Here is a 20,285-nt window from a genome sequence, read left to right as displayed (position 1 = left end):
GCTATCCCGGTGGGTCGAGCCTGTCGAAGGACTGTGCTGTGTAGGTGGTTTTTGTGTTGCCGCCGGGTGTTGTTTCAGTTTTCATGATGGCCCGCACGCGAATTCGTTCACCTACGGCCAGTCCTCGGGTTTGGCTCGGATCGATGCGGCCGAGTTTGACCGTTACCGCGTCGCCGTCGTCTTGTTGGATCACCCAGGCACTCACCGCGGATACAGTGAGATATTCACCGGTGACGACCACCGGCTGTTCGTCAAGGTTGGCATGTTCGACGACATAAGCCATGTGTCGGGCGGCGCGGGCGGTGACGCTGACCCGTCGCGTTGCCCGTGACGGCTGCCTCCAGTCGATGTCGACGTCAAAGTCGGCGCGGTCCAACGTTTTTGCCAGATCGCGCACAGCCGAGGCCGTACGCGGGCCCATATCGCCGAGCTGGTGGACAAACGCGGACTGCTCCGGTTCGGGTCCGATGTCGTTGCCGGCGGTGAAGACATCGATGGCCGCGCCGACGGCGGTGTCGAGCATCTGGTCGTCGGTTTCGAATTCGTCGAGCATCCCCGCTGGTCCCGCCTCGTCGGCCGGAGCAACCGCCGGCATGAAGGTCAGGATGATCGAACCGGGCGCGGGTGCGGTGGTCAACAGCAGCTCGGTGCGTCGCTTAATGTCGGCATTGGGCTTGCGGCCCAACGCTTTATCACCTGTCTGTGCTGCACCGACCGCGGTTGCCAAGCGTTGAAGTCCGGTCATAACGCGGGCGACCTCAGTCACCCGGGCTGCCGAACCGGTCACACCGTCGCCGGAGATACGGATACTGCCTTCGGATCCCAGGGTTCGACCGATTGGCTCACGGTCGCGCATGGACTCGATCCCGATCCGAGACAGGTCCTCAGCGGTGGTCCACTCCGGCAACGTCGCAGCGAATTCAGGATCCGCTGTCGCGGCTAACAGTGCCTCCTGTAGGCGGTCGAGCTCCTCTTCAGGTGAAGTCACGAATGATCACCTCCACATAGCCGCGCCGCGGGAACGCGTCTTCACGGACCGGTTCGGAGCCGCGCGCACCGGAGGCCAGGCGCTGCACCTGATCATCCATCTCGCCACGAAACATCGTGTAGGTGGAGTAGTACTCGTCTCGGTAGCGCATGTCGGGTTGGCAGTGCCAGTGCAACAGCCGGGTATCGACCCTCACCCCCAAGGCTTCGTGCACTTTGCCCGGTGCGGCGAAAGCGCTCAACGCTTTTGCCACCGGCGGGTGCACACCGGCGCTGTTCACTTCGATGTCTTCAGCCCAGTAGACACACTGCACCCATTCCGGCGCGGGCTCATCAGAGACGAACGGGCCGTGCAGCCAGACAGCGTTCACCGGAACCAGGCGCTCCAATACCTTGGTCGCCGCCATCCAGTCCCGCCACAATTCGGCGCGGCACTCGCCCCGACCAGCCACGAACCGCGCATGCAACTCGCCTGTGGTCGCCCGGTAACGCCCCGGCGGCAACATTCCGTCTGGCCCCAACTCTGGTAACACCGCCCACCCCCGTCGTGTGTCGGCCCCGCACCCCACGGAGCCCTCCCCGGATTCAGCCGACGGTGCACACCACCGATGCCGCACCGTCAGCCGGCGGCACATCGCTATCGATCACGCCGTCGCCAACTGTATTGAACTGCGCCACAGTGGTTTCATCGATCGCGGCAATCACCGCACGGGCCGCCAACGCTAACGGCTGGTCGGCCAAACCGCTATCAGCCAGCGCCGCCTCCAACTGGTCCCGCGCCGCCAGCAATGCGCCGAAGCCAGGTGCGGCAGCGGGAGCCTGTGAGGCAACGAACGCGCGTAGCAACTCGTCGAGGGCACGGCGCTGACGGGTGTCCATGCGCTGCGCTTCGGCGGGCAATTCATAGCGGTCGGCTGCCGGTGGACGTACGCCCACCGCCGCGAAAGCTGTTGCCTCAGGCACTTGGGCGAGATAGGCAATAGCCCGGATGGAGGCGTCGGTGGGCCGGGACGCGTACGTGCCCTGCCGCAAGCGGTTGAGGGTGGCGTGAGAAATATCGTGGCCAGCCTGCTGCGCAACCTCCGCCAAGCGCCTGCCGGACGCTCCACCATTGCGCTTGACCGCGATTTCGATCAGGTCCATCAACGATTTGCTGGTCTTGGCCATCACCGCACCTGCCTTACCTCTGCGACGGAGTTGCGCGCCTGCTAGTTCCTTATTGTTCTGCCACATGTAACACGAGTCAAGCGCAACACGCCGCGCCGCTTCACCCGCAAACGCTTTCACGATTTGTATCGTGACATACGTGTCATGTGTCACCAAATCGGACGTCGTCCTCGTTATCCGCCGGCGGTCGCCACAGCGGTCGCCCCAGGGCATGCTCGAGCTTGGCCAGGGTTCCAATGTCACACAGCACCGCGCCGGCCAGAATCCGCCCGATCGTGGTGTGGGCCACGCCGGTGGCCGACGCCAGGGCTCGCTGACCGGTCCGCGTTTCAGCCATCACCACGCGCAGAGTCCTCGCCAGGTGTTGAGCCGCGGCCGCCGACGGCGGCGCGTCGGCGGTCAGTTTCCCGTCAGGCCACGCGCCTGCAGCCAGATAGGTAATAGGCGGTTGATCGCCATGGCTGCGCGACATGAGCCGACGATAGCGCTCGCGCCCCTGGTCGGGCTGTGTGCCGTCGATCACCCTGGCCAGCGTGGGCTTGGTGCATATATGCACCACGTGCGAGGGTGCCGCGGTGACTTTACCCATTCACCTTTTGGACACCTGTCATGAGTGCGCAATTAACCTTGCCGCTGCCGTGGGGCCCGGCCATGGCTGAGGGCAGCCTGGTCACCGCCGTGGACACGGTCGTCGCCGCCTGGACCGTTGACGGCACCATGTCCGAGCAGACGCTGGACAAATTCGCCTTACTCGCACGCCGATTCACCCGGTTCGCCGCGGCCTACGACATCACCACCCTCGCCGGCGCCGACGAGGACCTGGTCACCAAATTCGTTGCCGCCAAAGGCCGCACCCGCCACGGCACGGTCGGCACAGCAGCGGTGGCGACCATGCACAACCGCCGCGCGGCCCTGCGCGCATTCTTCCGCACCGCCCGCCAGCTCGGCCTGACGCTCGATGACCCCACCACCGACATCGCCGTGCCCGACCGCGAAGCGACCACCTTGCGGCCTTTGCGCGACGACGAGGCGGCGCTGGTGCGGCTGTTCTCCGAGCACGCCACGCCCACCCGGCACGCCGCCACCACCGCGATGCTGCTGGCCGGGGCGCACACCAGCGAGCTCGGCTTCATCGCCATCGCCGACATCGACACCACCGCCCACACCGTCCGGGCACATGGCTCCAGCAAGCACCGCGCCCGCCGCCTGCCCCTGGACACCTGGGCCCGCCGGGTGATCGACGAACGCATCACTTATCTGACCGACCGTGGTCTCGGCCCCGACACGATCGTATGCACCGGGTCCGATGGGTCCGACGCCCAGCGCCAAGCCAGGGTGTGCGTCACCGTCCGCGATGTGCTGACCCGCGCCGGACTGACCGGCAACGCCGGCATCAAGCCGTCTTCGCTGACCGCCTACGCCGCGCGCTGCGTGTTCGAGGACACCGGACGTGTCGAAGCTGCAGCCCAACTCATCGGATCCGGCTCCCTCGATGGCACCGCGACCCTCATCGGCTACCAGTGGCGCCAGGACGACTGATCGTCCCATGACTGCCCAGCACCGTTCGTCGCGCCGCACCCGCGCCAACGCCTACGGTGCCCACCGCATCAATCAGCACGAGCGCGACGCGATCCCCACCCCGTTCGACCACACACTGCTGGAAATCGAACGGGTCCATGCCATCGCGTCCTACCCGGCGTTGTACAAGATCGCCGATCTGATCCCCGATCGCCCTGCCAACAGCCCCGGGCGGCCGGCGCACTATCCACCCTGGGTCTCGGTGATACACCGAGCGCTGCAGGGAGTGTTCGGTAGCGCCAACATGGCCAGCCGGGTCATGGGCAATTCCGAGTACTGGCAGATGTTCCGCGACCAGGCCGCCAAATTCGGCAAGACCGCCCGCGCCAAACCACCACGACGGCACCACCACGTGTACGCGCAGGAGCGTCTCGATGCCCACGTCGACGCGCTACACCAGGGAATGATCGACGCCGCCGCCACACTGGCCCACCAACTCGGCTGTCTTAGGCCAGATAAGCGCGTCTCTCGCACCAAGCCGAGCCGCGGGCAGTTCGTCACCGCCGACGGCACCGTCCTGGCGGCACCCGAACGTCCATCCACGACCGAGAAGAAGAAAGCCAAGGGCAGGGCCACCGTCCACGCCGGCTTTGAAGTCGAACGCGGCGAGGACTCCAAAGCATGGAGCTACGGCACCAAGTTCGCCATCATGAGCACACGCCCGGACAACACCCGCAATCTGCGCGTCGTCCTCGACACCATGCCCGTTCCGCCAGGCAAAGGCTACAAAGGTGAAGCAGGCATCGCCCTGAAAATGCTCGACCGTCTCAACGCCCGCCCTGACCTACGCATCGACGGCATCTGCTACGACGGCGCCTTCCGCGGCACCCACATCGACCACGTGATGAAACGCGGCATGATCGCCCTGGTCCCCACACACGCCGGCACCGCTGTGCCCACCGCATTCGGCACCATCAAATGCGGCTGCGGAGACGACCACGAACTCTGGACCGACAAGGGCAGACTGCACGAGCGGACCATCCTGGACACCGGTGAAACCCATCTCCATCCGTTGCCCGTGACCCGCGTCTTCGACCGCCACACTCCCAGAGGCACCTACCGCTGGTACATCGAATTCGCGCCCCTCTGCGGAACCGTGACCAAAGTACGCATCGATAACACCGAAGACGATGACAAAAAGGGCTACAAGCGCGCCGAGCACCTGCGCCAATTCACCAAAACCGAAGAAGGCACCAGCCTCTACGACCGCTGCTACGGATGGCGCGAAGACTCCGAATCACTCAACAACACCCTCGACCGCACCCTCTACGGCGGCCGCATGCCCGCACACTCCGCCACCCGACAACACGGTGTGATGATCGGATTTGCCTTGGGCCGCAACGCAATCGCCGCATACCTGCATCAAAAACAGCAGCAGCGTAAAACCGCCTGAACACCCCACAGGGGATAGATCTACCCGCAGGCCAGTCACATACAACTCACCCCTCACACCGACCACGCCAGCATCACAATCACCGCGTCGACGCGAGCCCAAATACCGTCACCGCCAGTTCGCCGTCTAGCATGAGTCGTCCCTTAGGGTTTTAGACACCTATTCCGATAGGTCCCCCAATGTGATTGCGTCGGCGAACTTTCCTTGATGCTCTGTCCCATCGGCGATGCAACAGCCCGGATGTCAGGTCCCGGCGCGAGGATGAACCCATGGCGAACAAGTCAGGCACCGGCCGACACGGCACTTCCTGGTGGTCGGGTACCCCCAGGAGGCATCGGGTAATCGCGGCCGCTATCGGCGTCTGCGTCGGGGTTGTGGTCGTCGTGATCGGTATCTGCGCGGCGGTGGCGGTGGGCCGGTTCCTCTTGGATATCGCGGCTCCGTATCCGCAGCCAGGACCACCGCTAGACCCGGCGTTCATCTGGTACGGATTTGTCCCGCTCTGCAGCCTCACCGGCATAGTTGTAGGCATCGCCGCCGGCCTTGCCGCCACTCGGTTCAGCGTCTGGCTGGCACAAGAATCCATCCGCTGAACGGACATGGGGCGAACTGATGGCAGAGCGAACAACGGCGTTGCATGAAGCCACCGCCGCCGACGCCGCACTGGCGATACTCCGCAGCGAAATCGAACGCCTGGCCGCGACGGCGGCGGCCGCCAGCCTACGAACCAAACCGCTACGCGTGGAGAAGGCTGGCTGGCATCCCAACGAATACAGCATCGAAATCTGGTACGAAGACACAACTTTCAAAGTGATCACGTGTGACGGTTCGGTTGGACTCTCCGGCGGACCCGGGCGACTACTGGACTGGTGGCCCGACTTCACTGTCGTCGAAGGCGTCCAGATTCGGGAGATTGTGTCCGCGCTGCTATCAGCCCACAACTGGACGCTCTCCCACCCGGAAAGCCCAAGCACAGGGACCCGCACATGAGCACCACGGCGAACGATCCCGACCGGGAAAACGGCCTGTACGGCTACCTCATCGAGAGAGTCGACGGCACAGCCCCCGGCCGCTGCTTCGTCCTGGCCTACGACACCGACCCGCACGCCCGCGTCGCCCTGGAGTCCTACGCCGATTCGTGCGCCGACGACGACCCACAACTGGCCGAGGATATCTACCGGGTCCTGGGCATCGATGTGGACATCGCACCGGTCGATCTGACCGAGGAACTGGCGCGATATCTCGCGAGGGCCTATCAAGGTCGGTGGGTCGCTGTCCGCGAAGGAAAGCTCCTCGCCGCCGGCGACTCCATCGAGCAGCTGCGCCGCGGCGTCACCGACGGCACAAGGTACACCGCGATCCGCGTGCCCACCGGTACAGACCAAGGAGATTGAGGGATGGCCAGGGCTCGATACAACGGCGTGCCAGTGGTGGACCTGGACCAAGCACCCAGGCCACCGAAGAAAAACCGCATCGCAGCGGCTGGACGACGAGCTCGGCGCCAGTGCGCATACTGCTTCACCAACCGGGTCTCAATCCTTCGGTGGGCGCTCACCGGCTGCGAGGACAGGGCACTACAAGCATTGCGGCGCGCACACCCCGATGAGTACGAAGACCTCTTGCAGCGCGAGCGAGATGCTGCCGAAGCTGTAACGGCACAGTCCTGGGAGCTGCATCAGGCCCACAAGTGCTCGAGCGCTTCACGGATCGCAGGAACAGCGACGGCACATCGCGACGAAGTCCGACGAACGTAAGTACGCAGGGACATAAGGGATTTGGCATGGCTAAGAAGAACGCTGGGTGCACGCGGTGCGACTCGGCTGAAGACCGCCGGTACACCGAGGCCGTCGAAGCGCTGCTTAACAGTGGCTCGGTTGACCAGGCCACCGTCCGCGCCTTCTTCGAGTACGTCGACGGCGAATTGACCGACGATGAGATGGAATTTCTCGTCGGTGGAAATGGCCGTATGTCGCTTCGGCCCGCCACGGCCGCACGGTACGGCTACAGCTCCGGCTAAGCGGACGCCCAGTAAGGGGGACAAGATGGGAAGATTCAGGCATGAGTAGCTCGGCAGATGACGCGTACAGCGCGATGCGGTTTGCGCTTGACGATGACGCCCAGGATGCCGACATGGCCGCCTTAGTCGCCCGGCTACAGCAGCCGGCAGCAGCGATGAGTGATGAGCAACTCGCCGCTGAGAAGCGGTTCGGCGAGTTGGCGGCCCGGCGGCGCTACGACCCGCCACCAACGATCACCACGACAGCCGCGGAACGTCCAGCATGAGGCCCCTCGCCGAGCTCGCCGAGGCCTACAGCTCAGCCGCGAGAAAACTGGCCGAGATCGCAGACCAACTCGCCACGAGCCCCGCCGACCCCGAAGCGATCGCGAAGGCCCTGCGCGAAACAATCGCCGTCCTCGACGACCTCATCAGCATCGAACCGGATCCGCAGACCCGCGCGGGCCTGCACCAGCTGGGTGAAAATTTGAAGACGGCGGGCACCGTCACCCCCAAGAAAATCCGCGAGATCGCCCAGGCCTGCAATGACATCGCGCAGAACTACGCGCAGCAGCTTGCCCAGTGGAACAACATCTGGACCTGACCTCAGGCAAACCTATCCCTTTGAGCCCGAACCTAGTTCGTGACTGGATTCAGACCGGGTCGCTGTAAGCCTGCCCATGAGAGGCCACCCTGTGGGTCCAGTGCTGACCGTCCCACCACCGATGCTGGAAGCGTGAGGCCGGATCGGGGTACCAGCCCGGCCCGGGCTGCGGGGCGCCGGCCGGCGGTGGCGTCAGGAAGACATCGTCAGGTAGATCGGCGAGCTGGTAGCCCATGTGGGTGATTTCGCGCAGCGCGTCCTGCTCGGTCAGGGCCTTGTTCTCGGTCATCGCAGCAGCAGCGAAGCTGCGCACATCAATGAACGTGCGATCGCCGCGCGGGCCGGTCCGATCACTGAACACTGCCATCCACCGGTAGCCGCGGTCGTAATAGTCGGCGGCATCGGTGCCGGCCTCTTCCAGGGAGAACACCCGGGTGGGGCAGTACGCGGCGATGACGTCGACGTAGTGCTGGTACCAGCCTCTGGGTAGGAGTTCGCGGGAGCCGGTGGCATGCAGCTCGGATGCGCTGATGAGGCCGGCACGGTACAGCTCGCGTTTGGTCAGATAGTCGACGTCGGCGTGCGGGCCGGCGGTACGGGCCACCTCGTCAATGATCCGACGACGCTCGGCTTCGGCTTCAGCGGCTTTACGCGCAAAAAAGTGCGGATCATCGCGTTGGGCTTTCGCCATCGCCCAGGCAATCGACTCGCGAGTGAGTTCCGGATGCTCAACCATTGCCGAATCTCCTTCCTGCACAGTCGTTCTCGGTCACGGCTGCGGTCATGATGCCGCTTCAGACGCAGACGGGTTGTGGGCTTCGCGGAAGTCGACACCGAGACTGCGCTTGTCGTGGGCGGCGCCCTTGGTGCAGGTCGCCATGTGTCCCGACCAGACTCGCTCACCACCGACAATCACTTCTCGGTAGACAAAGCAACGGTGCTCGCAGTAGCGGCAGTAGGCTCCGGCCATTTTCGGGCTCCTTCTCCCGGGGTGGGTTGATGCTGTTGATCTAACCTCGCCGGTATGACATCGGCGCATCACAGACCACGCTGGACGGCGGTCCACAGGCCCGGAAAATAGTGCATCGACCACCCCCCAGCGGGCCATACGCTTGAAACATGAACAAAAACAACAACATTGATCGCCTGTTGGACCACGTCGAAGGTGTCGTGCGAAGGTTTCACGTCGCACTGCCTGATGTACAGGTCGACGACTTTCTGCGTCGTATCGCGTACTGGCGCGAGCCTCCCGGACTGGCCGGGTCATGTGCACGGGTCTGGAGGGCTGCCGTCGCCGACATGCAGGCAATCGTCGCGGAACTGCCAGTTCGGGCTGACCCGGGCGAATAGGACGCCCCACCAGCCAGACCGGCCAGCAGTCCTTAAACAAACTGGACCGCAATGCCCAGCGAAACGATGACCAGCGCAATTCCGGCCCGATCCGCGCCACAGTGGTCGCCGGCATCGACTGGCGGTAAGGCCGCTGGCACACTTCGTGTGTCGTTGTTGACGGACCAAGCCGCTACTACTGAGCGGCGTCGAACGCCTCGGCAACCTCCGCTTTGATCCTCCCGCGTGGCGACACTTCGTAGCCGTTCTCGGCTGCCCATTCGCGAATAGCAGCATTGCGGTTTTTGGGGGTCACTGTCTTGGCAACAGAAGTGGTTTTCCCCTTTCGAGTGCGACGGCCTTTAACCTTGGTCGCTGCGGAGACGAACGGCTTCAACGCTTTATCGAACTTCGCGACATTCGACGGTGACAGATCGATGACGTAAGAAGTGCCTCGCACCGCAAATGAGATGCGCTCGCCTCTGCCTTCGGTGATATCCGAGCCATCCACATCATCAATAAGTTGGCGGATAACGCGCTCAGCCATACACACTCCTCTTCAGGCGGTTTTGCACAGGGTACCGACCCGGTAAAACGCCCCGCCTCTACTGGAGTCGTCCGCCGAGACCCGACTAAGACCACCTCCACCAAGAAATCGGCACCCGTGAAGGCCGCCGTCATCAAGAAGGTCGCGGCCCGCGCCACCGCGGCGTCGACGACGCTGGAGGACCGCGCTGTCCCAGCCGGCCATGTCCGTTCCCGCGGCGTCAAGGCGCTCCTCGCTGAGCGGCAGGCCCGCAAGCACTGATGCTGAGGCGTCGCAGCTAGCTGTGTCAGGACCGCCCAGCTAGTACCAATAGTTGGTACACTTTCCGTATGGGTAGGAACACTTCGTTCAGCCTGGATGAGCACTTCAACGCGTTCATCGACGACGAGGTCGCCTCAGGACGGTACCGGTCGGCGAGCGACGTGGTACGGGCCGCCCTGCGGCTGCTCGAGGAGCGCGAGACACGCTTAGATGCCCTCCGCGAGGCACTGGTAGCTGGCGAAAATAGCGGAGCATCAACGCCGTTCGAGTTCGACGAGTTCGTTTCGCGGAAGCGCACTGGGGAACCTCACAAGCGGTGAACCGATATGTGCTGTCCCCTGCGGCCCAGGCCGATCTGGAGCAGATCTGGAACTACACCTGCCACCGGTGGGATGACGATCAGGCCGAGGCGTACATCCGCGTCATTCAGCACGCCGTGCAGCTCGTTGCGGACAACCCGCTGATCGGGAGGCCTTGCGATGACGTTCGCGCCGGCTACCGGCGGCATACCGCGGGATCACACACGCTCTATTACCGCGTTACCGACGACGGGCACATCGTCGACGTCGTGCGCATCCTCCACAAGCGTATGGATGTCGACCAGAACCTCGACTGACGAGCGTCGCCTACAAGCCGACCAATCGGGGTCTCGTTCGATGTCGGGCCGACCGTGATCTCGGTGGATCGGCCGCCCGTCCAATCCATGCCCATTATGGGCAAATGGGCTATGGTTGGTCTATGACCGAGCTCCCCCTCGTAGAAACCGACGGCCGCAGCCGCGCCGTCCTTCCCGGCCGCCCCAACGAACGCTTCGTCCTACGCGAAAACCCCGACGGTAGCCTGCTTTTGCAGCCAGCCCGCATCGTCACCGAAGCCCAGCACGAATACGACACCGACCCAGAACTGCGCGAACTGCTCGCCCGCGCAACAGCGTCACCGACCGTCCGCCGGGCACGAACCCGCCGAACGTGAGCGCCGAGGGCGATTACTCCGCGGTCGCAGACGCGCAGCTCGACGAGCTCGAACGCGGCCCCGACATCGAGCTGTACAACAGCGTCCTGGACACCATCGAGCTCATCTTCCGGCTCCCCGCACAGGCGCAAGCCCTGTCGACCGCGATCACCACAACCGACGGCATCCGCATGCGACTCCCCGTCATCGGACACCCGCCATACAAGATCTTCTGGTCCACCGAAGGCCCCCGCATCGAAGCCGTATTCCCGCACCCCTGAACCGCCAGGAGCCCACCCCATGCACGACAACCCACTTCAGACTCCGCGCCAACCGAAACACGTTGTAGCAAAAGAAACTATTACCCGCGGTGCCCGAGCCGCCACCAACCGCCTTCGACAACTCGGCCAGAAAATCACCGGCAACAACACGGCGATACCGCCCCTGCCCCTGGATGACGTTGTCGTGAGAATGATCGGCGCGAAATCCGGACTGATCCGCGACGTATACCTCGACGCCATCCCATACCAAGACGGGATCGCCTTCATCGCCGGACCGCACGGCCCCGCCAAACGGCCCGCGTGGTTCTACAACATCAAGGCCAACCCAAACGTCGTGGTCGTGTTCGGCACCCGCAGTTCGCGCATGACTGCACGCCTCGCGACCCCTGATGAGCGCGAGGAGATTTGGGCACGAGGCGTGGAAACCGAGCGTGCGCACTTGGGCAGCGACATCGACGCGTCGTTTTTCAAACGCACGCTGTTAGATTCGCGATGGGGGCGCAGCGCTCGTGATGTCGACGCGTTTGTCCTCAAACGAGACGAACCGACCAATAGCGAGACTGCCTCCGAGGGCCAGTCCTGGGCCGAGCAGATCATGCAATTCCATAACCTCGCCGGCGGCCGCCGTCGGCCCCGGTTTAGGACCCCAGAGCGTGTGCGAAACCGGGATCACCACGCAGCAGAACGTTGACCTCGCTCGGCCCGGATATCGGGTATTCGCCCGGCGGATGGTCGAAACGGATGGTGTCGACGTCCGGTTCGACGTACACGCTGACATCGACCGTCGATGGCGATCCGCAGAGCAACTGACGCCCCGGGTCCCGCGCATCGCCGACGGCGATGATTCCGCTGGGGACAGTCAGTTGACCATCGAACGCCAAATCGCCAAGACCGCTACCGTCGAGGCCGGCCAGAACACGGACGTGCACAAGCCTGCCGACAAGGTCGCATTCATGAATGCTCATGGTGTGCACCCATAGGGCCGGCTGCGGTAGATCGGCGTCAAAGTCAATGTCGAGATGTACGTACGTTCCAGCGCTGCCGTTGACGCCCGCATCCTCGATCGTCACGACACAGCCGTCCGGCGTTAAACCGGTGTCGCACAGCAGCAGATTTGCCATTTCCCCAGCACCCCCTGTCGTAGCCCCGCCCCTGCCCAGCTGCATCCCGATCGGCGGCGACGACTGCAGCGCAGAAACAGTTGCGTTCGAGGCTACCTCCGGCGCCGAGACCCCGCGCCCTCACTGCTGAGCCGGGGACTGTCTATGGCGTAGCCGCTGATGTCCCACTAACCAGCTCGGGATCAACTGTCTGCGGTAAGTTCGCGCATTTGCTCTGGGGTAAGAGTCAGCCCGGACGGCAGCGTCACGGTGCCGCCGAAGGATGCGGTGCGCATCATCTTCAGGAAGGCCAGATCGTTCGGATCGGTGATATCCGGTGCACTGCTGGTGTTTTCACACATGGATGGTGCGCCCCTGCCTGGTCGAGAATTGGTTGCGAATTGAGTGAGTCATTGAGTAAGTTGAGGAATTCTTCCCATCGTGCGGTGTCGTCACGGTGCCGGCGTTCTAGTTCACGGCGCAGAGTTCCGCGGCTACCGAGCCAGCGTGCTTGCGCGAGGTCATCGGCGGATGGTGGTCGTGGTCGGCCGGCGGCGGCCCAAACCTTGTACTGGGTGTCCCACTTCCAGGGATCCCCGAAGAAGTAGATGGCCTCGCGTGGGGTGTCGAGCCATTCCGCGTCAACGAGGATAGACGCCAGTGAGATGACTTCGTGGTGATCGGCGTACCAGGGTTCGTTGGTTTCGGGCGGTGTTGCCGGCGCGATGGACATGGTGGTCCCCTCTTGTTGTGTGGCCGCGGATTGTCCTTTGCGCCAGCCGCGGCCGGGTCGGTTTTGGTGGCGCAGCCACACCAGCTCGGCGGGGTAGGTGTTTTCTCCGGTTCGTCCGGGGCCGCGGCCGATTGGGTGAACGCCCCAGCGGCGCAATGTGTCTCGCGCGGCTCGGGAGTCTTTAACCCCGAGGACGGTTGCCGCTTCGGTAGCAGTCAGAAGTGATCTCATCAGGAATTCGTCGGCTTCGAAGACGCTGAGCCCGCGTTCGACCAGCAGTGCACGCGCGGCTTGTCGATCGACCGACTGTTGACCCATGCCGTGCACGATACGGCGTGATGCCGCATCGTGCAACGCTGTGCGGATCACAAGTCAAGGTGGCGTCGCCTCCCCCACCTGTTCCGGGCCGGCGCCGAGGCCGGCTTCTCGAAGCGCCTAGGCAGAGACAACGCCCAGGACGCCGGCTGGGAAATACTCCGTTCGGCCGACAGCGTTTGCGCCGCGACCAAGGTTGGCATCGCTATTCTTATCGCCGTAGCGGACTGCCAGGCGGTGGCGTTCGCGTCCTTCGGCGAGCGTAGGCGGGTGGGGGCAATCATGGCTGGTCGTCGCATTTCTCAAGGTTCCGGGCGCGGCGTTGGTCGTCACCGTTCTAGGCGCCCACGACGCCAGCCGTATGGATGGCTCGGAGCTAGCGCGATCACCGTCGGAATGGGTGCGGCGATGGCATCGGGCACTGCCGTCGCCCATGCTGACGGTGCGTCGGCGACGACCGCAACTCACACCAGCTCGACCGGTTCACCGTCTCCGAGCAGCCCTTCGACAACAGGCCCGAGCTCGACAACCGCTCGGTCTGCCACCAATCCATCGACCAGCTCGACACCACCGTCAACAACGACCGCTGTGCCGGTTGTGGTGTCAGTGCAGACCCCAAAACCTAAGTCAACGACCAGCATTCACAAGAACGCACCTGCAACCGCTATCCAGCCTCCAAAGTTGCCTGACACGTCGACTGTTACGAACTCCGCGTCGAGCGTTCAACCCGAGACGGCCCCAGTGTCACCACCACACGTTGACACAACAACGCTGGCGCGAACCGTTAAGGCTGCACCGATAGCCACCGCTGCCGTTGCGACCCCACAGCCGTCCTCGCCGTCCGGCGGTACAGCTGCTACAGCCAATGTCTCTGCCCCGTCGGCGCCGGCCGCGGTGTCCGCAGTATCGGTTCAACCGGGCACGGGAGCACCGACAGCACCTGCCGGGGCTGTGGCACTACTGACCACTGTGACCGCTGGGTCGACGCGCCAAACGCCCGCCACCACAACGGCAGTGGCCGCAACCACCGTCGGTCAAACGACAAGCGGCACTGGTGCGACGCCCGCATTCGCGACGACCGCGGCAGCCGCCCCAACCGTCACCACCACCATCCCCCTCGGCTCCGCCACAGGCACAAACGATGTGGCGGTCAGCCCCAACGGCACCACCGCCTACGTGACCAACGTCGGCACCGGAACGGTGTCGGTGATCAACACCGCCACCAACACCGTCACCACCACCATCCCCGTCGGCTACGGCGCGTACGCGGTGGCGGTAAACCCCAACGGCACCACCGCCTACGTGACCAACACAAGTAATGGCACGGTGTCGGTGATCAACACCGCCACCAACACCGTCACCACCACCATCCCCGTCGGCCAACAACCACAGGGTGTGGCGGTGAGCCCCAACGGCACCGTTGCCTACGTGACCAATACCAACAGCGGCACGGTATCGGTGATCAACACCGCCACCAACACCGTCACCACCACCATCCCCGTCGGCCATCAGCCGCTCGGGGTGGCGTTCAGCCCCAACGGCACCACCGCCTACGTGACCACCTACGTAAACAACAACGGAACGGTGTCGGTGATCAACACGGCCACCAACACCGTCACGACCACCATCGCCGTCCCTGGCGTGTACGGGGTGGCAGTCAGCCCCAACGGTGCCACTGCCTACGTGACCAACGCGAATGGCGGCACGGTGTCGGTGATCGACACGGCCACCAACACCGTCACGACCACCATCCCGGTCGGCCAAGGACCGTGGGATGAGGTGGCCGTGAGCCCCGACGGTGCCACTGCCTATGTGACCAACTACGGCAGCAGCACGGTGTCGGTGATCGACACGGCCACCAACACCGTCACGACCACCATCGCAGTCGACAAAGGCCCACAGAACGTGGCGGTCAGCCCCGACGGCACCACCGTTTACGTCGCCAACCGCGGCGCGGGTGGCGGCACGGTGTCGGTGATCAGCACCGGTTACACCGGGCCATCGTCGGGTGGAAGCGGGGGCTCCCCAACGGGTTCGGGTTCGGGTACAGGAACAGGAACGGGAACGGGAACGGGTACAGGAACGGGAACGGGAACGGGAACGGGAACAGGAACGGGTGGAACTTCCTCCGGCAACGATAACGCCCGCGCCTGGATAGATTCGCTCGGCACCATCGCGGACGACCTGCACATAGGGGTGATCGGCCCGGCGCTGCACGTGGCCAACATCTACGACGACCTTTACCAAGGCAACATCGGCGGCGCACTGTTCGACACATCAGAACTGATTGCAGGCGGTCTTGAAAGCAGCCGTATCCCGGTCGCCTCGGCCTTCGGAGTCCTCATCGACGTATGGGCGCAAACCATACAAAAAGTCGCCACCACAGGCCCGTCAGACCCATCAGTGGTCTTCAACTACGCCATCCAGCATCCAATAAGCGCCTTCGGCGGAGCCGTTGGCGCAGTCTTCGACGTCACCGGCAACACGATCGGCCACGTGTTCGGCCTTCCCGAACCCTGGATTAACGGCCTCGTACAACCGGCGGTGCAGGGCATCAACGACGGCTCCAACACCCTTCAGAACCTCGCCGACACCGCTGTCAATGGCGCCGAACAGGTCGCTCAGAACGTCGTCAACACAGGTGAAAACCTAATCAATGACGCGGGGAACGCATTGAACAACATGGCTCACGGACGGCCGCCCTGGCAGAACTGACGACACCACGCGAACTGTTTCTAGCCCGTGGTCTCACCCAGCGCTGTTTCAGCAGGTCAATCTGCTCAATGATGTTCGTCGCGGGCTTCTGCACCGGGCGACGGTAACAAAAAGCCCCGCCGGTTTGGGGAAGCAAGCGCTCTAGCCCTGGCGGGGTCTGTTGGTACCAACGCTATCACAACCAGCCGACCATCCCCCGTTCTGCTCCCGCGACGGACAATCAGCATTCGCAGGCCCAGCCCGTCCACCACCAGACCATAAAGTTACATGTAACATCATGGGCATGGCCAACCGCGACATCAACAAGCGAGTCGCCGACCACCGAACCCGCCTCCGCGAACAAGGACTACGCCCCCTCCAAATATGGGTACCCGACACTCGCGCACCAGGATTCGCCGAGGAAGCCCACCGCCAGTCAGCCCTCGTAGCCGCCTCCAGCAGCGCGGCCGCGGACCAGGCCTTCGTGGACGACATCTCGCAGTTCAACGATGAGGACCTCGACGTCAAGTGATTCGCGGAGAACTATGGACCGCCTCCGGCCGCGACTACGCCGGCAAACCACGGCCAGTGCTCGTCGTCCAAGACGACCGCTTCGACGCCACAGATTCCGTCACAATCTGCCCCCTCACGACGAATGACACCGGCACACCACTGTTACGAATACCCTTGCAGCCCAACCCCTCCAATGGGCTCACGGCACCGAGCCACATCATGGTCGACAAGATCACCACGGTTCCCAGGTCCAAGATCAGCCAACGCATCGGCAGGGTATCGACAACCGAAATGCTGCAACTCGAACGCGGGCTACTCGTCATCCTCGGCATCGCCGGATGAGGCCCCAGAACCTCTATAGCCACACGAGCGTTAAGTGCCCTAAGGGCGAACCAGAACGGCGTGCCGACAAGAGGAAGGTACTACTTGGTCTTCGGATTCGGCGTCCGCGGCTGCCGTAGCCCCTGCGGAACAGGCGGAACACCCTTCGCCGGCTTCTGACCGGCCGGGTATCCGCCCTTCTTCTCGAAGCCGCCACCACCGACAGCCTTTTCCACACGCTGGCCGCTATTGCTCTGATTGCGTGTCATCACTGGTGCTCCCATCTGTGGTGCCCGATCCCGCTCCTACAAATTCTACGTACTGCACCTCAGACCAGCTGATCAGCAGGCCTACCCCGAGGTATGCCGGATTGCCCTTGTCATCAACAATGACGGACCCGTCCTCGTTCACCGCGATCTGCTCGGCGATGTACAAATCTTGGTCCTCGCCATAGGCGCTGGCATAGGACGGGGCATACCAGAGCCCACCCTTCCACCCGCCGTCGCCTGCGAGCTTCACCATGATGTAGCCGGTGCGGTCCTTGGCGAACAGCCGGTCCCACGCACGGGGCTCGTTGGCCCGGCCGGCGACGAACAGCGGTAGCCAGATAAACAGGTTCTTGAGGAAGCCGACGATGCGGCGCGGGCTCGGGGTCCATCTGCGCGCGGCTTCCATCCACAAGCCAAACGCGTAGGGCACCAGCAGGTAGCCGGCCAACCAGCCCCACCACGCCCACGGGAAGCGGTGGCCGTGATCGAACCAGTGGTCGGCCGTCGCATGTTGGTAGGCGGCGTAGCCGATCGGTGCGAGCAGCAGGTGGAAAAAGGCTGAGGCGGTCAAAAAGCGGAACAGCAGGGTTGCGCCGTCTGTGCTGCGCCAGGCCCAGCTGGCGCCGCGGCTCTCGCGGGCGATCGTGTACACAGAGCCGGGTAGCAACGCGATCGCCGTGACCAGAAGAGCCTGAAATGTGGTGGGCACAGCCAGACTCTACGGAGAGCCAGCACGGGGGCCGCCGAGCGGCGTGAATCTGCCGACCTACGCGACGGCCGCGGCCGGGTTCAACGGTGCACCGGCCAACCTGGTCGCATACAAAATATCGGCGCATCCTTCGACCGTGTTGTAGTTGCGCAGGCACGAAATCACTTCTGCTGCACGGGAAGTCCGGAATGCCCGCTCGGGGTCGGCGCCACCCTGCCCGCGCATCGCATCCGCCGACCGGTAGTTGATCGCGGCCATGCTGCGTTCCTGGTCGACGTCTCGCCACAGCTGCTCAGGGATCGGTGACTGCTCCTCGAATGACCGCATGACCTGCTCGACAGCCCGCCCGTTGAGATGCCCGGCCAGGGCAGCCATCCGCATGTGCCGGGCCGCGACGGTCAGCCGCTGCCGCTCGGTGAAGGCGTTGGCTTGGCGCCACTCCCAGGGCATCGCCACCGCACACCGGTGCGCCAGAGCAGGATTGGGGTCGCAGGCATCCACCGACCGCGGATCGATGCTGACTGCGCGGGCGCCCACGGAGCTGGCCCAGTCCGACACCCGGGCCATCGGCAGAGTGGATGCGATGACCAGCGGGCGGATGGTCGGGTCTTCGTTGGCACGCAATTCGGCGTGACGGGCGAGCATCGTCAGAGGGTCGCCGCCCCCAGCGGCGAAGGCCTCCTGCCACAACCGGCCACCGTGGACCGGGTCATTGACCGCCAGCTGCACATCGCTGGGGACACGCACACCGAGAGGAATGTAGGAGGGGCCTTCACTGGTGGCCAGCCACGCAGTGACCAGCCCGGTCGGCTCCCAGATCAGCGACATCGCCCAGGTCATCGGGATATAGCCGGTCGATCGAGCCTGCCCGACCAGCGCATTGAGCACCGACGTGGCGGCCATGGTGGCCTGCTCGTACAGCTCGTCACCGTAGGCCCCACCGGATCCGACCTGTTGCACTGCGGTGGCCGGCATAAACACCGGAGTAACACCGCCACCGGTGGGCGTCGATGCCGCAGCCAGGCTCACCGGGGTCGACGCCGCCGCGGCCGCAGTCGTCGGCACGGCAGCACCGGTAGCCGCTCCGGGCGCAGCTGCGGCCGGGGCAGCTGCAGCGCTGGCGACCGTGCCTGCGCCAGCCAGTGAGGTTGCGGCGGGCGCCATCATCATCGGCGCTCCGCCACCAAAACCCCCGGCCGCCGCTGCTGGTGCGGCGGCGGCTGCAGCAGGCGCACTCGAGGCCGCCGCGGCCGCGGCACTTTGCGCGACCTGCGAACCGACACCACCCGCGGTGGAAGCGATGTTCGCCGCCGAGGAAATAGCGCCACTGCCCATGCGGGCCGCCGATTGCGCAGCGGACGAACCGAATCCGGCAGCACTGACCGCACGCGAAGCCCCCGCACCCGACCCAGCACCAGCACCACCAGCACCTCCTGCGCCGGCACCACCGCCCGAACCCGCACCGGCACCCGACCCACTGGCGGGCGCGCCCCCGGGCATACCACGCATCGCCGACCCCGGATTCGCCCCCGAAGCCGCGTTGCCACCCGCAGACGATGCGGGCGAAGACGCCGGGCGCATCATCTGCGAGATCATCGACGACGCACCACCACCGCTGCTCGAACCACCGGAGGACGCCGGCGACGGCGACGAGGTTGCCGGCGGGCTCATCGGGCGTTCGGGCTGGACTTGGCCGTTCTTGGACGGGTCGCCGTGCATTCCGTTCTGCTCGCCGGCCTTTTGGCCGTTTTGGTCGGTTTGGGTTTTGCTGGGGTCGGTGCCGTTGGTGTTGGACGCCGCATCCTTCAAGCTATCGCCCTGTTGTGCAACTGCATCCTTAGTCATGCTGTCGCCACCGGCGTGTTTGCCGACCTGCTCGATGTTGGTCTTCAGCATGTCGGCCGGCGGCGGGGACGCCGCCCCTTCGCCAGGAAGCCCGCCTTCACCAGCCTTGGGCATCAGCGAGTTCACATACGGCTGCGACCAGCCCACCACATCTTTCATGTAACCGGCGATGGTGTCCGACCCTTGCACCGCCCGCTCCATCGCCGCCGCTTTCGCATTCGCGATCGTCGAGCTGTACGTCTGAACGAACTGTTCTTCGGCCAGCGCGATAGCGATGGGGTTGCCGCCCGCGGCCGAGATATCGGACTGCATTTTGTTCCGGGCTTCCGTGATGTCCTTTTCGGCTTTGTTCGCGAGATCCGCCAGATCGGATTTCACCGCATGCAGCTCGTTCGCTGCCCAAGACACCTGATTGGACAAATACCGGTAGCACGCCACCCGGTTTTCCAGCGCCGTCTGCCGCCCCGCGGCCAAATTGAGAGCCGTGGTGATGAAGGCCCCGGACTGACCGGCCAGCAGCGCCTTGATGTCGTGCTGCGTGTTGATCTGCTGGAACAACAGATCAGCGGTCCGGCCCAACTCCTCGGAGTAACCCGTCCAGGCCGTGACCAAGGAGAGGGGCCAGGCGCCGGTCAGAATCGCAGGGGCATTCTCGCCAGAAGGAAACGGGACTTCGCCGAAACTCACAGCGC

Annotated in this window: 30 protein-coding genes; 18 read left to right on the top strand and 12 right to left on the bottom strand. The window is 64.3% G+C overall.

From position 1 onward, the window contains the following. Position 1: 1 nt before the first annotated feature. From AC3WTE_RS14700 to AC3WTE_RS14685, 4 genes are read right to left on the bottom strand one after another with little or no spacing between them, the layout of a single operon-like run. On the bottom strand, positions 2 to 988 hold the full coding sequence (locus AC3WTE_RS14700) for a hypothetical protein (protein WP_492438564.1): 987 nt from the start codon (positions 986 to 988) through the stop codon (positions 2 to 4). Further along, positions 975 to 1,622, bottom strand: a complete 648-nt coding sequence (locus AC3WTE_RS14695) for a DUF6932 family protein (protein ID WP_492438562.1) — start codon at positions 1,620 to 1,622, stop codon at positions 975 to 977. The genes AC3WTE_RS14700 and AC3WTE_RS14695 overlap by 14 nt, the downstream gene beginning before the upstream one ends. Continuing rightward, complete coding sequence (locus tag AC3WTE_RS14690; protein ID WP_492438561.1) at positions 1,573 to 2,307, bottom strand: hypothetical protein; 735 nt, start codon at positions 2,305 to 2,307, stop codon at positions 1,573 to 1,575. Before AC3WTE_RS14690 ends, AC3WTE_RS14695 begins: the two co-directional genes overlap by 50 nt. Next, entirely contained in the window at positions 2,297 to 2,743 is a 447-nt protein-coding gene (locus tag AC3WTE_RS14685; RefSeq protein ID WP_205895730.1) for a helix-turn-helix domain-containing protein, read from the bottom strand. The genes AC3WTE_RS14690 and AC3WTE_RS14685 overlap by 11 nt, the downstream gene beginning before the upstream one ends. A gap of 20 nt (positions 2,744 to 2,763) precedes the next feature. On the opposite strand from AC3WTE_RS14685, the gene AC3WTE_RS14680 reads away from it, so the two are divergent. From AC3WTE_RS14680 to AC3WTE_RS14645, 8 genes are all read left to right on the top strand, one after another. After that, the gene (locus tag AC3WTE_RS14680) at positions 2,764 to 3,693 is read left to right on the top strand and encodes a tyrosine-type recombinase/integrase (protein WP_205895731.1); all 930 of its coding nucleotides are present in this window, start codon (positions 2,764 to 2,766) and stop codon (positions 3,691 to 3,693) included. Between the two features lie 7 nt (positions 3,694 to 3,700). After that, on the top strand, positions 3,701 to 5,125 hold the full coding sequence (locus AC3WTE_RS14675; protein ID WP_205895732.1) for a hypothetical protein: 1,425 nt from the start codon (positions 3,701 to 3,703) through the stop codon (positions 5,123 to 5,125). 269 nt (positions 5,126 to 5,394) lie between these two features. After that, complete coding sequence (locus AC3WTE_RS14670) at positions 5,395 to 5,718, top strand: hypothetical protein (RefSeq protein ID WP_492438558.1); 324 nt, start codon at positions 5,395 to 5,397, stop codon at positions 5,716 to 5,718. Positions 5,719 to 5,737: 19 nt separating this feature from the next. Beyond that, the gene (locus AC3WTE_RS14665; RefSeq protein ID WP_492438557.1) at positions 5,738 to 6,115 is read left to right on the top strand and encodes a hypothetical protein; all 378 of its coding nucleotides are present in this window, start codon (positions 5,738 to 5,740) and stop codon (positions 6,113 to 6,115) included. Beyond that, the gene (locus AC3WTE_RS14660) at positions 6,112 to 6,519 is read left to right on the top strand and encodes a hypothetical protein (RefSeq protein ID WP_492438555.1); all 408 of its coding nucleotides are present in this window, start codon (positions 6,112 to 6,114) and stop codon (positions 6,517 to 6,519) included. Before AC3WTE_RS14665 ends, AC3WTE_RS14660 begins: the two co-directional genes overlap by 4 nt. Positions 6,520 to 6,905: 386 nt before the next feature. Further along, the gene (locus tag AC3WTE_RS14655; protein ID WP_492438553.1) at positions 6,906 to 7,142 is read left to right on the top strand and encodes a hypothetical protein; all 237 of its coding nucleotides are present in this window, start codon (positions 6,906 to 6,908) and stop codon (positions 7,140 to 7,142) included. Between the two features lie 41 nt (positions 7,143 to 7,183). Next, complete coding sequence (locus tag AC3WTE_RS14650; protein ID WP_492438551.1) at positions 7,184 to 7,408, top strand: hypothetical protein; 225 nt, start codon at positions 7,184 to 7,186, stop codon at positions 7,406 to 7,408. Beyond that, entirely contained in the window at positions 7,405 to 7,725 is a 321-nt protein-coding gene (locus tag AC3WTE_RS14645; RefSeq protein WP_492438549.1) for a hypothetical protein, read from the top strand. Before AC3WTE_RS14650 ends, AC3WTE_RS14645 begins: the two co-directional genes overlap by 4 nt. Positions 7,726 to 7,774: 49 nt before the next feature. On the opposite strand, the gene AC3WTE_RS14640 is transcribed toward AC3WTE_RS14645, so the two are convergent. Together AC3WTE_RS14640 and AC3WTE_RS14635 are read right to left on the bottom strand one after the other, a co-directional pair. Then, positions 7,775 to 8,461, bottom strand: a complete 687-nt coding sequence (locus tag AC3WTE_RS14640; RefSeq protein WP_492438548.1) for a DUF2510 domain-containing protein — start codon at positions 8,459 to 8,461, stop codon at positions 7,775 to 7,777. Positions 8,462 to 8,506: 45 nt separating this feature from the next. Next, the gene (locus AC3WTE_RS14635; RefSeq protein ID WP_492438546.1) at positions 8,507 to 8,695 is read right to left on the bottom strand and encodes a hypothetical protein; all 189 of its coding nucleotides are present in this window, start codon (positions 8,693 to 8,695) and stop codon (positions 8,507 to 8,509) included. Positions 8,696 to 8,844: 149 nt separating this feature from the next. On the opposite strand from AC3WTE_RS14635, the gene AC3WTE_RS14630 reads away from it, so the two are divergent. Then, positions 8,845 to 9,075 carry a hypothetical protein gene (locus AC3WTE_RS14630; RefSeq protein WP_492438544.1) on the top strand — a complete coding sequence of 77 codons (231 nt, stop codon included), beginning with the start codon at positions 8,845 to 8,847 and terminating at the stop codon, positions 9,073 to 9,075. 175 nt (positions 9,076 to 9,250) lie between these two features. Here the strand turns inward: AC3WTE_RS14630 and AC3WTE_RS14625 are convergent, their stop codons facing one another. Beyond that, entirely contained in the window at positions 9,251 to 9,601 is a 351-nt protein-coding gene (locus AC3WTE_RS14625; RefSeq protein WP_492438542.1) for a histone-like nucleoid-structuring protein Lsr2, read from the bottom strand. 117 nt (positions 9,602 to 9,718) lie between these two features. On the opposite strand from AC3WTE_RS14625, the gene AC3WTE_RS14620 reads away from it, so the two are divergent. The 6 genes from AC3WTE_RS14620 (at position 9,719) to AC3WTE_RS14595 (ending at position 11,785) form a co-directional block, all read left to right on the top strand. Then, positions 9,719 to 9,862 carry a hypothetical protein gene (locus tag AC3WTE_RS14620; RefSeq protein WP_492438540.1) on the top strand — a complete coding sequence of 48 codons (144 nt, stop codon included), beginning with the start codon at positions 9,719 to 9,721 and terminating at the stop codon, positions 9,860 to 9,862. A 68-nt stretch (positions 9,863 to 9,930) separates the two neighbouring features. After that, positions 9,931 to 10,182, top strand: a complete 252-nt coding sequence (locus AC3WTE_RS14615) for a type II toxin-antitoxin system ParD family antitoxin (protein WP_492438539.1) — start codon at positions 9,931 to 9,933, stop codon at positions 10,180 to 10,182. Beyond that, positions 10,179 to 10,478, top strand: a complete 300-nt coding sequence (locus AC3WTE_RS14610; RefSeq protein ID WP_492438537.1) for a type II toxin-antitoxin system RelE/ParE family toxin — start codon at positions 10,179 to 10,181, stop codon at positions 10,476 to 10,478. The genes AC3WTE_RS14615 and AC3WTE_RS14610 overlap by 4 nt, the downstream gene beginning before the upstream one ends. 122 nt (positions 10,479 to 10,600) lie before the next feature. After that, positions 10,601 to 10,834: a hypothetical protein gene (locus tag AC3WTE_RS14605; RefSeq protein ID WP_492438536.1), complete on the top strand. Its 234-nt coding sequence runs from the start codon at positions 10,601 to 10,603 to the stop codon at positions 10,832 to 10,834. Beyond that, positions 10,831 to 11,094, top strand: coding sequence for a hypothetical protein (locus tag AC3WTE_RS14600; protein ID WP_492438535.1), 264 nt, complete (start codon positions 10,831 to 10,833; stop codon positions 11,092 to 11,094). The genes AC3WTE_RS14605 and AC3WTE_RS14600 overlap by 4 nt, the downstream gene beginning before the upstream one ends. A gap of 19 nt (positions 11,095 to 11,113) precedes the next feature. Then, positions 11,114 to 11,785, top strand: coding sequence for a nitroreductase family deazaflavin-dependent oxidoreductase (locus tag AC3WTE_RS14595; RefSeq protein WP_492438534.1), 672 nt, complete (start codon positions 11,114 to 11,116; stop codon positions 11,783 to 11,785). On the opposite strand, the gene AC3WTE_RS14590 is transcribed toward AC3WTE_RS14595, so the two are convergent. Both AC3WTE_RS14590 and AC3WTE_RS14585 read right to left on the bottom strand, forming a co-directional pair. Further along, on the bottom strand, positions 11,733 to 12,215 hold the full coding sequence (locus AC3WTE_RS14590; protein ID WP_492438533.1) for a hypothetical protein: 483 nt from the start codon (positions 12,213 to 12,215) through the stop codon (positions 11,733 to 11,735). The two genes, AC3WTE_RS14595 and AC3WTE_RS14590, sit on opposite strands and share 53 nt — an antisense overlap. A gap of 280 nt (positions 12,216 to 12,495) precedes the next feature. Further along, positions 12,496 to 13,245 (bottom strand): hypothetical protein, encoded by a 750-nt coding sequence (locus tag AC3WTE_RS14585; protein WP_492438532.1) that lies wholly within the window; start codon positions 13,243 to 13,245, stop codon positions 12,496 to 12,498. 1,011 nt (positions 13,246 to 14,256) lie between these two features. Between AC3WTE_RS14585 and AC3WTE_RS14580 the strand changes: the two genes are divergently transcribed. From AC3WTE_RS14580 to AC3WTE_RS14570, 3 genes are all read left to right on the top strand, one after another. Beyond that, positions 14,257 to 15,957 carry a YncE family protein gene (locus tag AC3WTE_RS14580; RefSeq protein WP_492438531.1) on the top strand — a complete coding sequence of 567 codons (1,701 nt, stop codon included), beginning with the start codon at positions 14,257 to 14,259 and terminating at the stop codon, positions 15,955 to 15,957. Positions 15,958 to 16,240: 283 nt separating this feature from the next. Beyond that, on the top strand, positions 16,241 to 16,468 hold the full coding sequence (locus tag AC3WTE_RS14575; protein WP_492438530.1) for an antitoxin MazE family protein: 228 nt from the start codon (positions 16,241 to 16,243) through the stop codon (positions 16,466 to 16,468). Beyond that, positions 16,465 to 16,791, top strand: a complete 327-nt coding sequence (locus tag AC3WTE_RS14570) for a type II toxin-antitoxin system PemK/MazF family toxin (protein ID WP_492438529.1) — start codon at positions 16,465 to 16,467, stop codon at positions 16,789 to 16,791. The genes AC3WTE_RS14575 and AC3WTE_RS14570 overlap by 4 nt, the downstream gene beginning before the upstream one ends. Before the next feature lie 80 nt (positions 16,792 to 16,871). Here the strand turns inward: AC3WTE_RS14570 and AC3WTE_RS14565 are convergent, their stop codons facing one another. Genes AC3WTE_RS14565 through AC3WTE_RS14555 form a run of 3 tightly spaced genes read right to left on the bottom strand, consistent with a single transcriptional unit; the run spans position 16,872 to position 20,280 of the window. Then, positions 16,872 to 17,039, bottom strand: a complete 168-nt coding sequence (locus AC3WTE_RS14565) for a hypothetical protein (RefSeq protein WP_492438528.1) — start codon at positions 17,037 to 17,039, stop codon at positions 16,872 to 16,874. Beyond that, positions 17,017 to 17,748: a DUF6338 family protein gene (locus AC3WTE_RS14560; protein WP_492438527.1), complete on the bottom strand. Its 732-nt coding sequence runs from the start codon at positions 17,746 to 17,748 to the stop codon at positions 17,017 to 17,019. The genes AC3WTE_RS14565 and AC3WTE_RS14560 overlap by 23 nt, the downstream gene beginning before the upstream one ends. A gap of 57 nt (positions 17,749 to 17,805) precedes the next feature. Further along, entirely contained in the window at positions 17,806 to 20,280 is a 2,475-nt protein-coding gene (locus tag AC3WTE_RS14555) for a hypothetical protein (protein WP_492438525.1), read from the bottom strand. Positions 20,281 to 20,285 lie beyond the last annotated feature (5 nt).

It is taken from the genome of Mycobacterium sp. FW102-FHT13B02 (assembly GCF_058790275.1).
Note: the sequence above shows the minus strand (reverse complement) of the source record. Positions and strands in the feature narration are given on the sequence as shown.

Excerpts from the sequence above, each read along its gene's own strand:
- AC3WTE_RS14685 (WP_205895730.1), bottom strand. The coding sequence starts at position 2,743 with ATGGGTAAAGTCACCGCGGCACCCTCGCACGTGGTGCATATATGCACC.
- AC3WTE_RS14575 (WP_492438530.1), top strand. The coding sequence starts at position 16,241 with ATGGCCAACCGCGACATCAACAAGCGAGTCGCCGACCACCGAACCCGC.
- AC3WTE_RS14670 (WP_492438558.1), top strand. The coding sequence starts at position 5,395 with ATGGCGAACAAGTCAGGCACCGGCCGACACGGCACTTCCTGGTGGTCG.
- AC3WTE_RS14645 (WP_492438549.1), top strand. The coding sequence starts at position 7,405 with ATGAGGCCCCTCGCCGAGCTCGCCGAGGCCTACAGCTCAGCCGCGAGA.
- AC3WTE_RS14675 (WP_205895732.1), top strand. The coding sequence starts at position 3,701 with ATGACTGCCCAGCACCGTTCGTCGCGCCGCACCCGCGCCAACGCCTAC.
- AC3WTE_RS14650 (WP_492438551.1), top strand. The coding sequence starts at position 7,184 with ATGAGTAGCTCGGCAGATGACGCGTACAGCGCGATGCGGTTTGCGCTT.
- AC3WTE_RS14665 (WP_492438557.1), top strand. The coding sequence starts at position 5,738 with ATGGCAGAGCGAACAACGGCGTTGCATGAAGCCACCGCCGCCGACGCC.
- AC3WTE_RS14590 (WP_492438533.1), bottom strand. The coding sequence starts at position 12,215 with ATGGCAAATCTGCTGCTGTGCGACACCGGTTTAACGCCGGACGGCTGT.
- AC3WTE_RS14655 (WP_492438553.1), top strand. The coding sequence starts at position 6,906 with ATGGCTAAGAAGAACGCTGGGTGCACGCGGTGCGACTCGGCTGAAGAC.
- AC3WTE_RS14630 (WP_492438544.1), top strand. The coding sequence starts at position 8,845 with ATGAACAAAAACAACAACATTGATCGCCTGTTGGACCACGTCGAAGGT.
- AC3WTE_RS14595 (WP_492438534.1), top strand. The coding sequence starts at position 11,114 with ATGCACGACAACCCACTTCAGACTCCGCGCCAACCGAAACACGTTGTA.
- AC3WTE_RS14680 (WP_205895731.1), top strand. The coding sequence starts at position 2,764 with ATGAGTGCGCAATTAACCTTGCCGCTGCCGTGGGGCCCGGCCATGGCT.
- AC3WTE_RS14625 (WP_492438542.1), bottom strand. The coding sequence starts at position 9,601 with ATGGCTGAGCGCGTTATCCGCCAACTTATTGATGATGTGGATGGCTCG.
- AC3WTE_RS14640 (WP_492438548.1), bottom strand. The coding sequence starts at position 8,461 with ATGGTTGAGCATCCGGAACTCACTCGCGAGTCGATTGCCTGGGCGATG.
- AC3WTE_RS14565 (WP_492438528.1), bottom strand. The coding sequence starts at position 17,039 with ATGACACGCAATCAGAGCAATAGCGGCCAGCGTGTGGAAAAGGCTGTC.
- AC3WTE_RS14660 (WP_492438555.1), top strand. The coding sequence starts at position 6,112 with ATGAGCACCACGGCGAACGATCCCGACCGGGAAAACGGCCTGTACGGC.
- AC3WTE_RS14605 (WP_492438536.1), top strand. The coding sequence starts at position 10,601 with ATGACCGAGCTCCCCCTCGTAGAAACCGACGGCCGCAGCCGCGCCGTC.
- AC3WTE_RS14615 (WP_492438539.1), top strand. The coding sequence starts at position 9,931 with ATGGGTAGGAACACTTCGTTCAGCCTGGATGAGCACTTCAACGCGTTC.
- AC3WTE_RS14695 (WP_492438562.1), bottom strand. The coding sequence starts at position 1,622 with ATGTGCCGCCGGCTGACGGTGCGGCATCGGTGGTGTGCACCGTCGGCT.
- AC3WTE_RS14585 (WP_492438532.1), bottom strand. The coding sequence starts at position 13,245 with ATGGGTCAACAGTCGGTCGATCGACAAGCCGCGCGTGCACTGCTGGTC.
- AC3WTE_RS14635 (WP_492438546.1), bottom strand. The coding sequence starts at position 8,695 with ATGGCCGGAGCCTACTGCCGCTACTGCGAGCACCGTTGCTTTGTCTAC.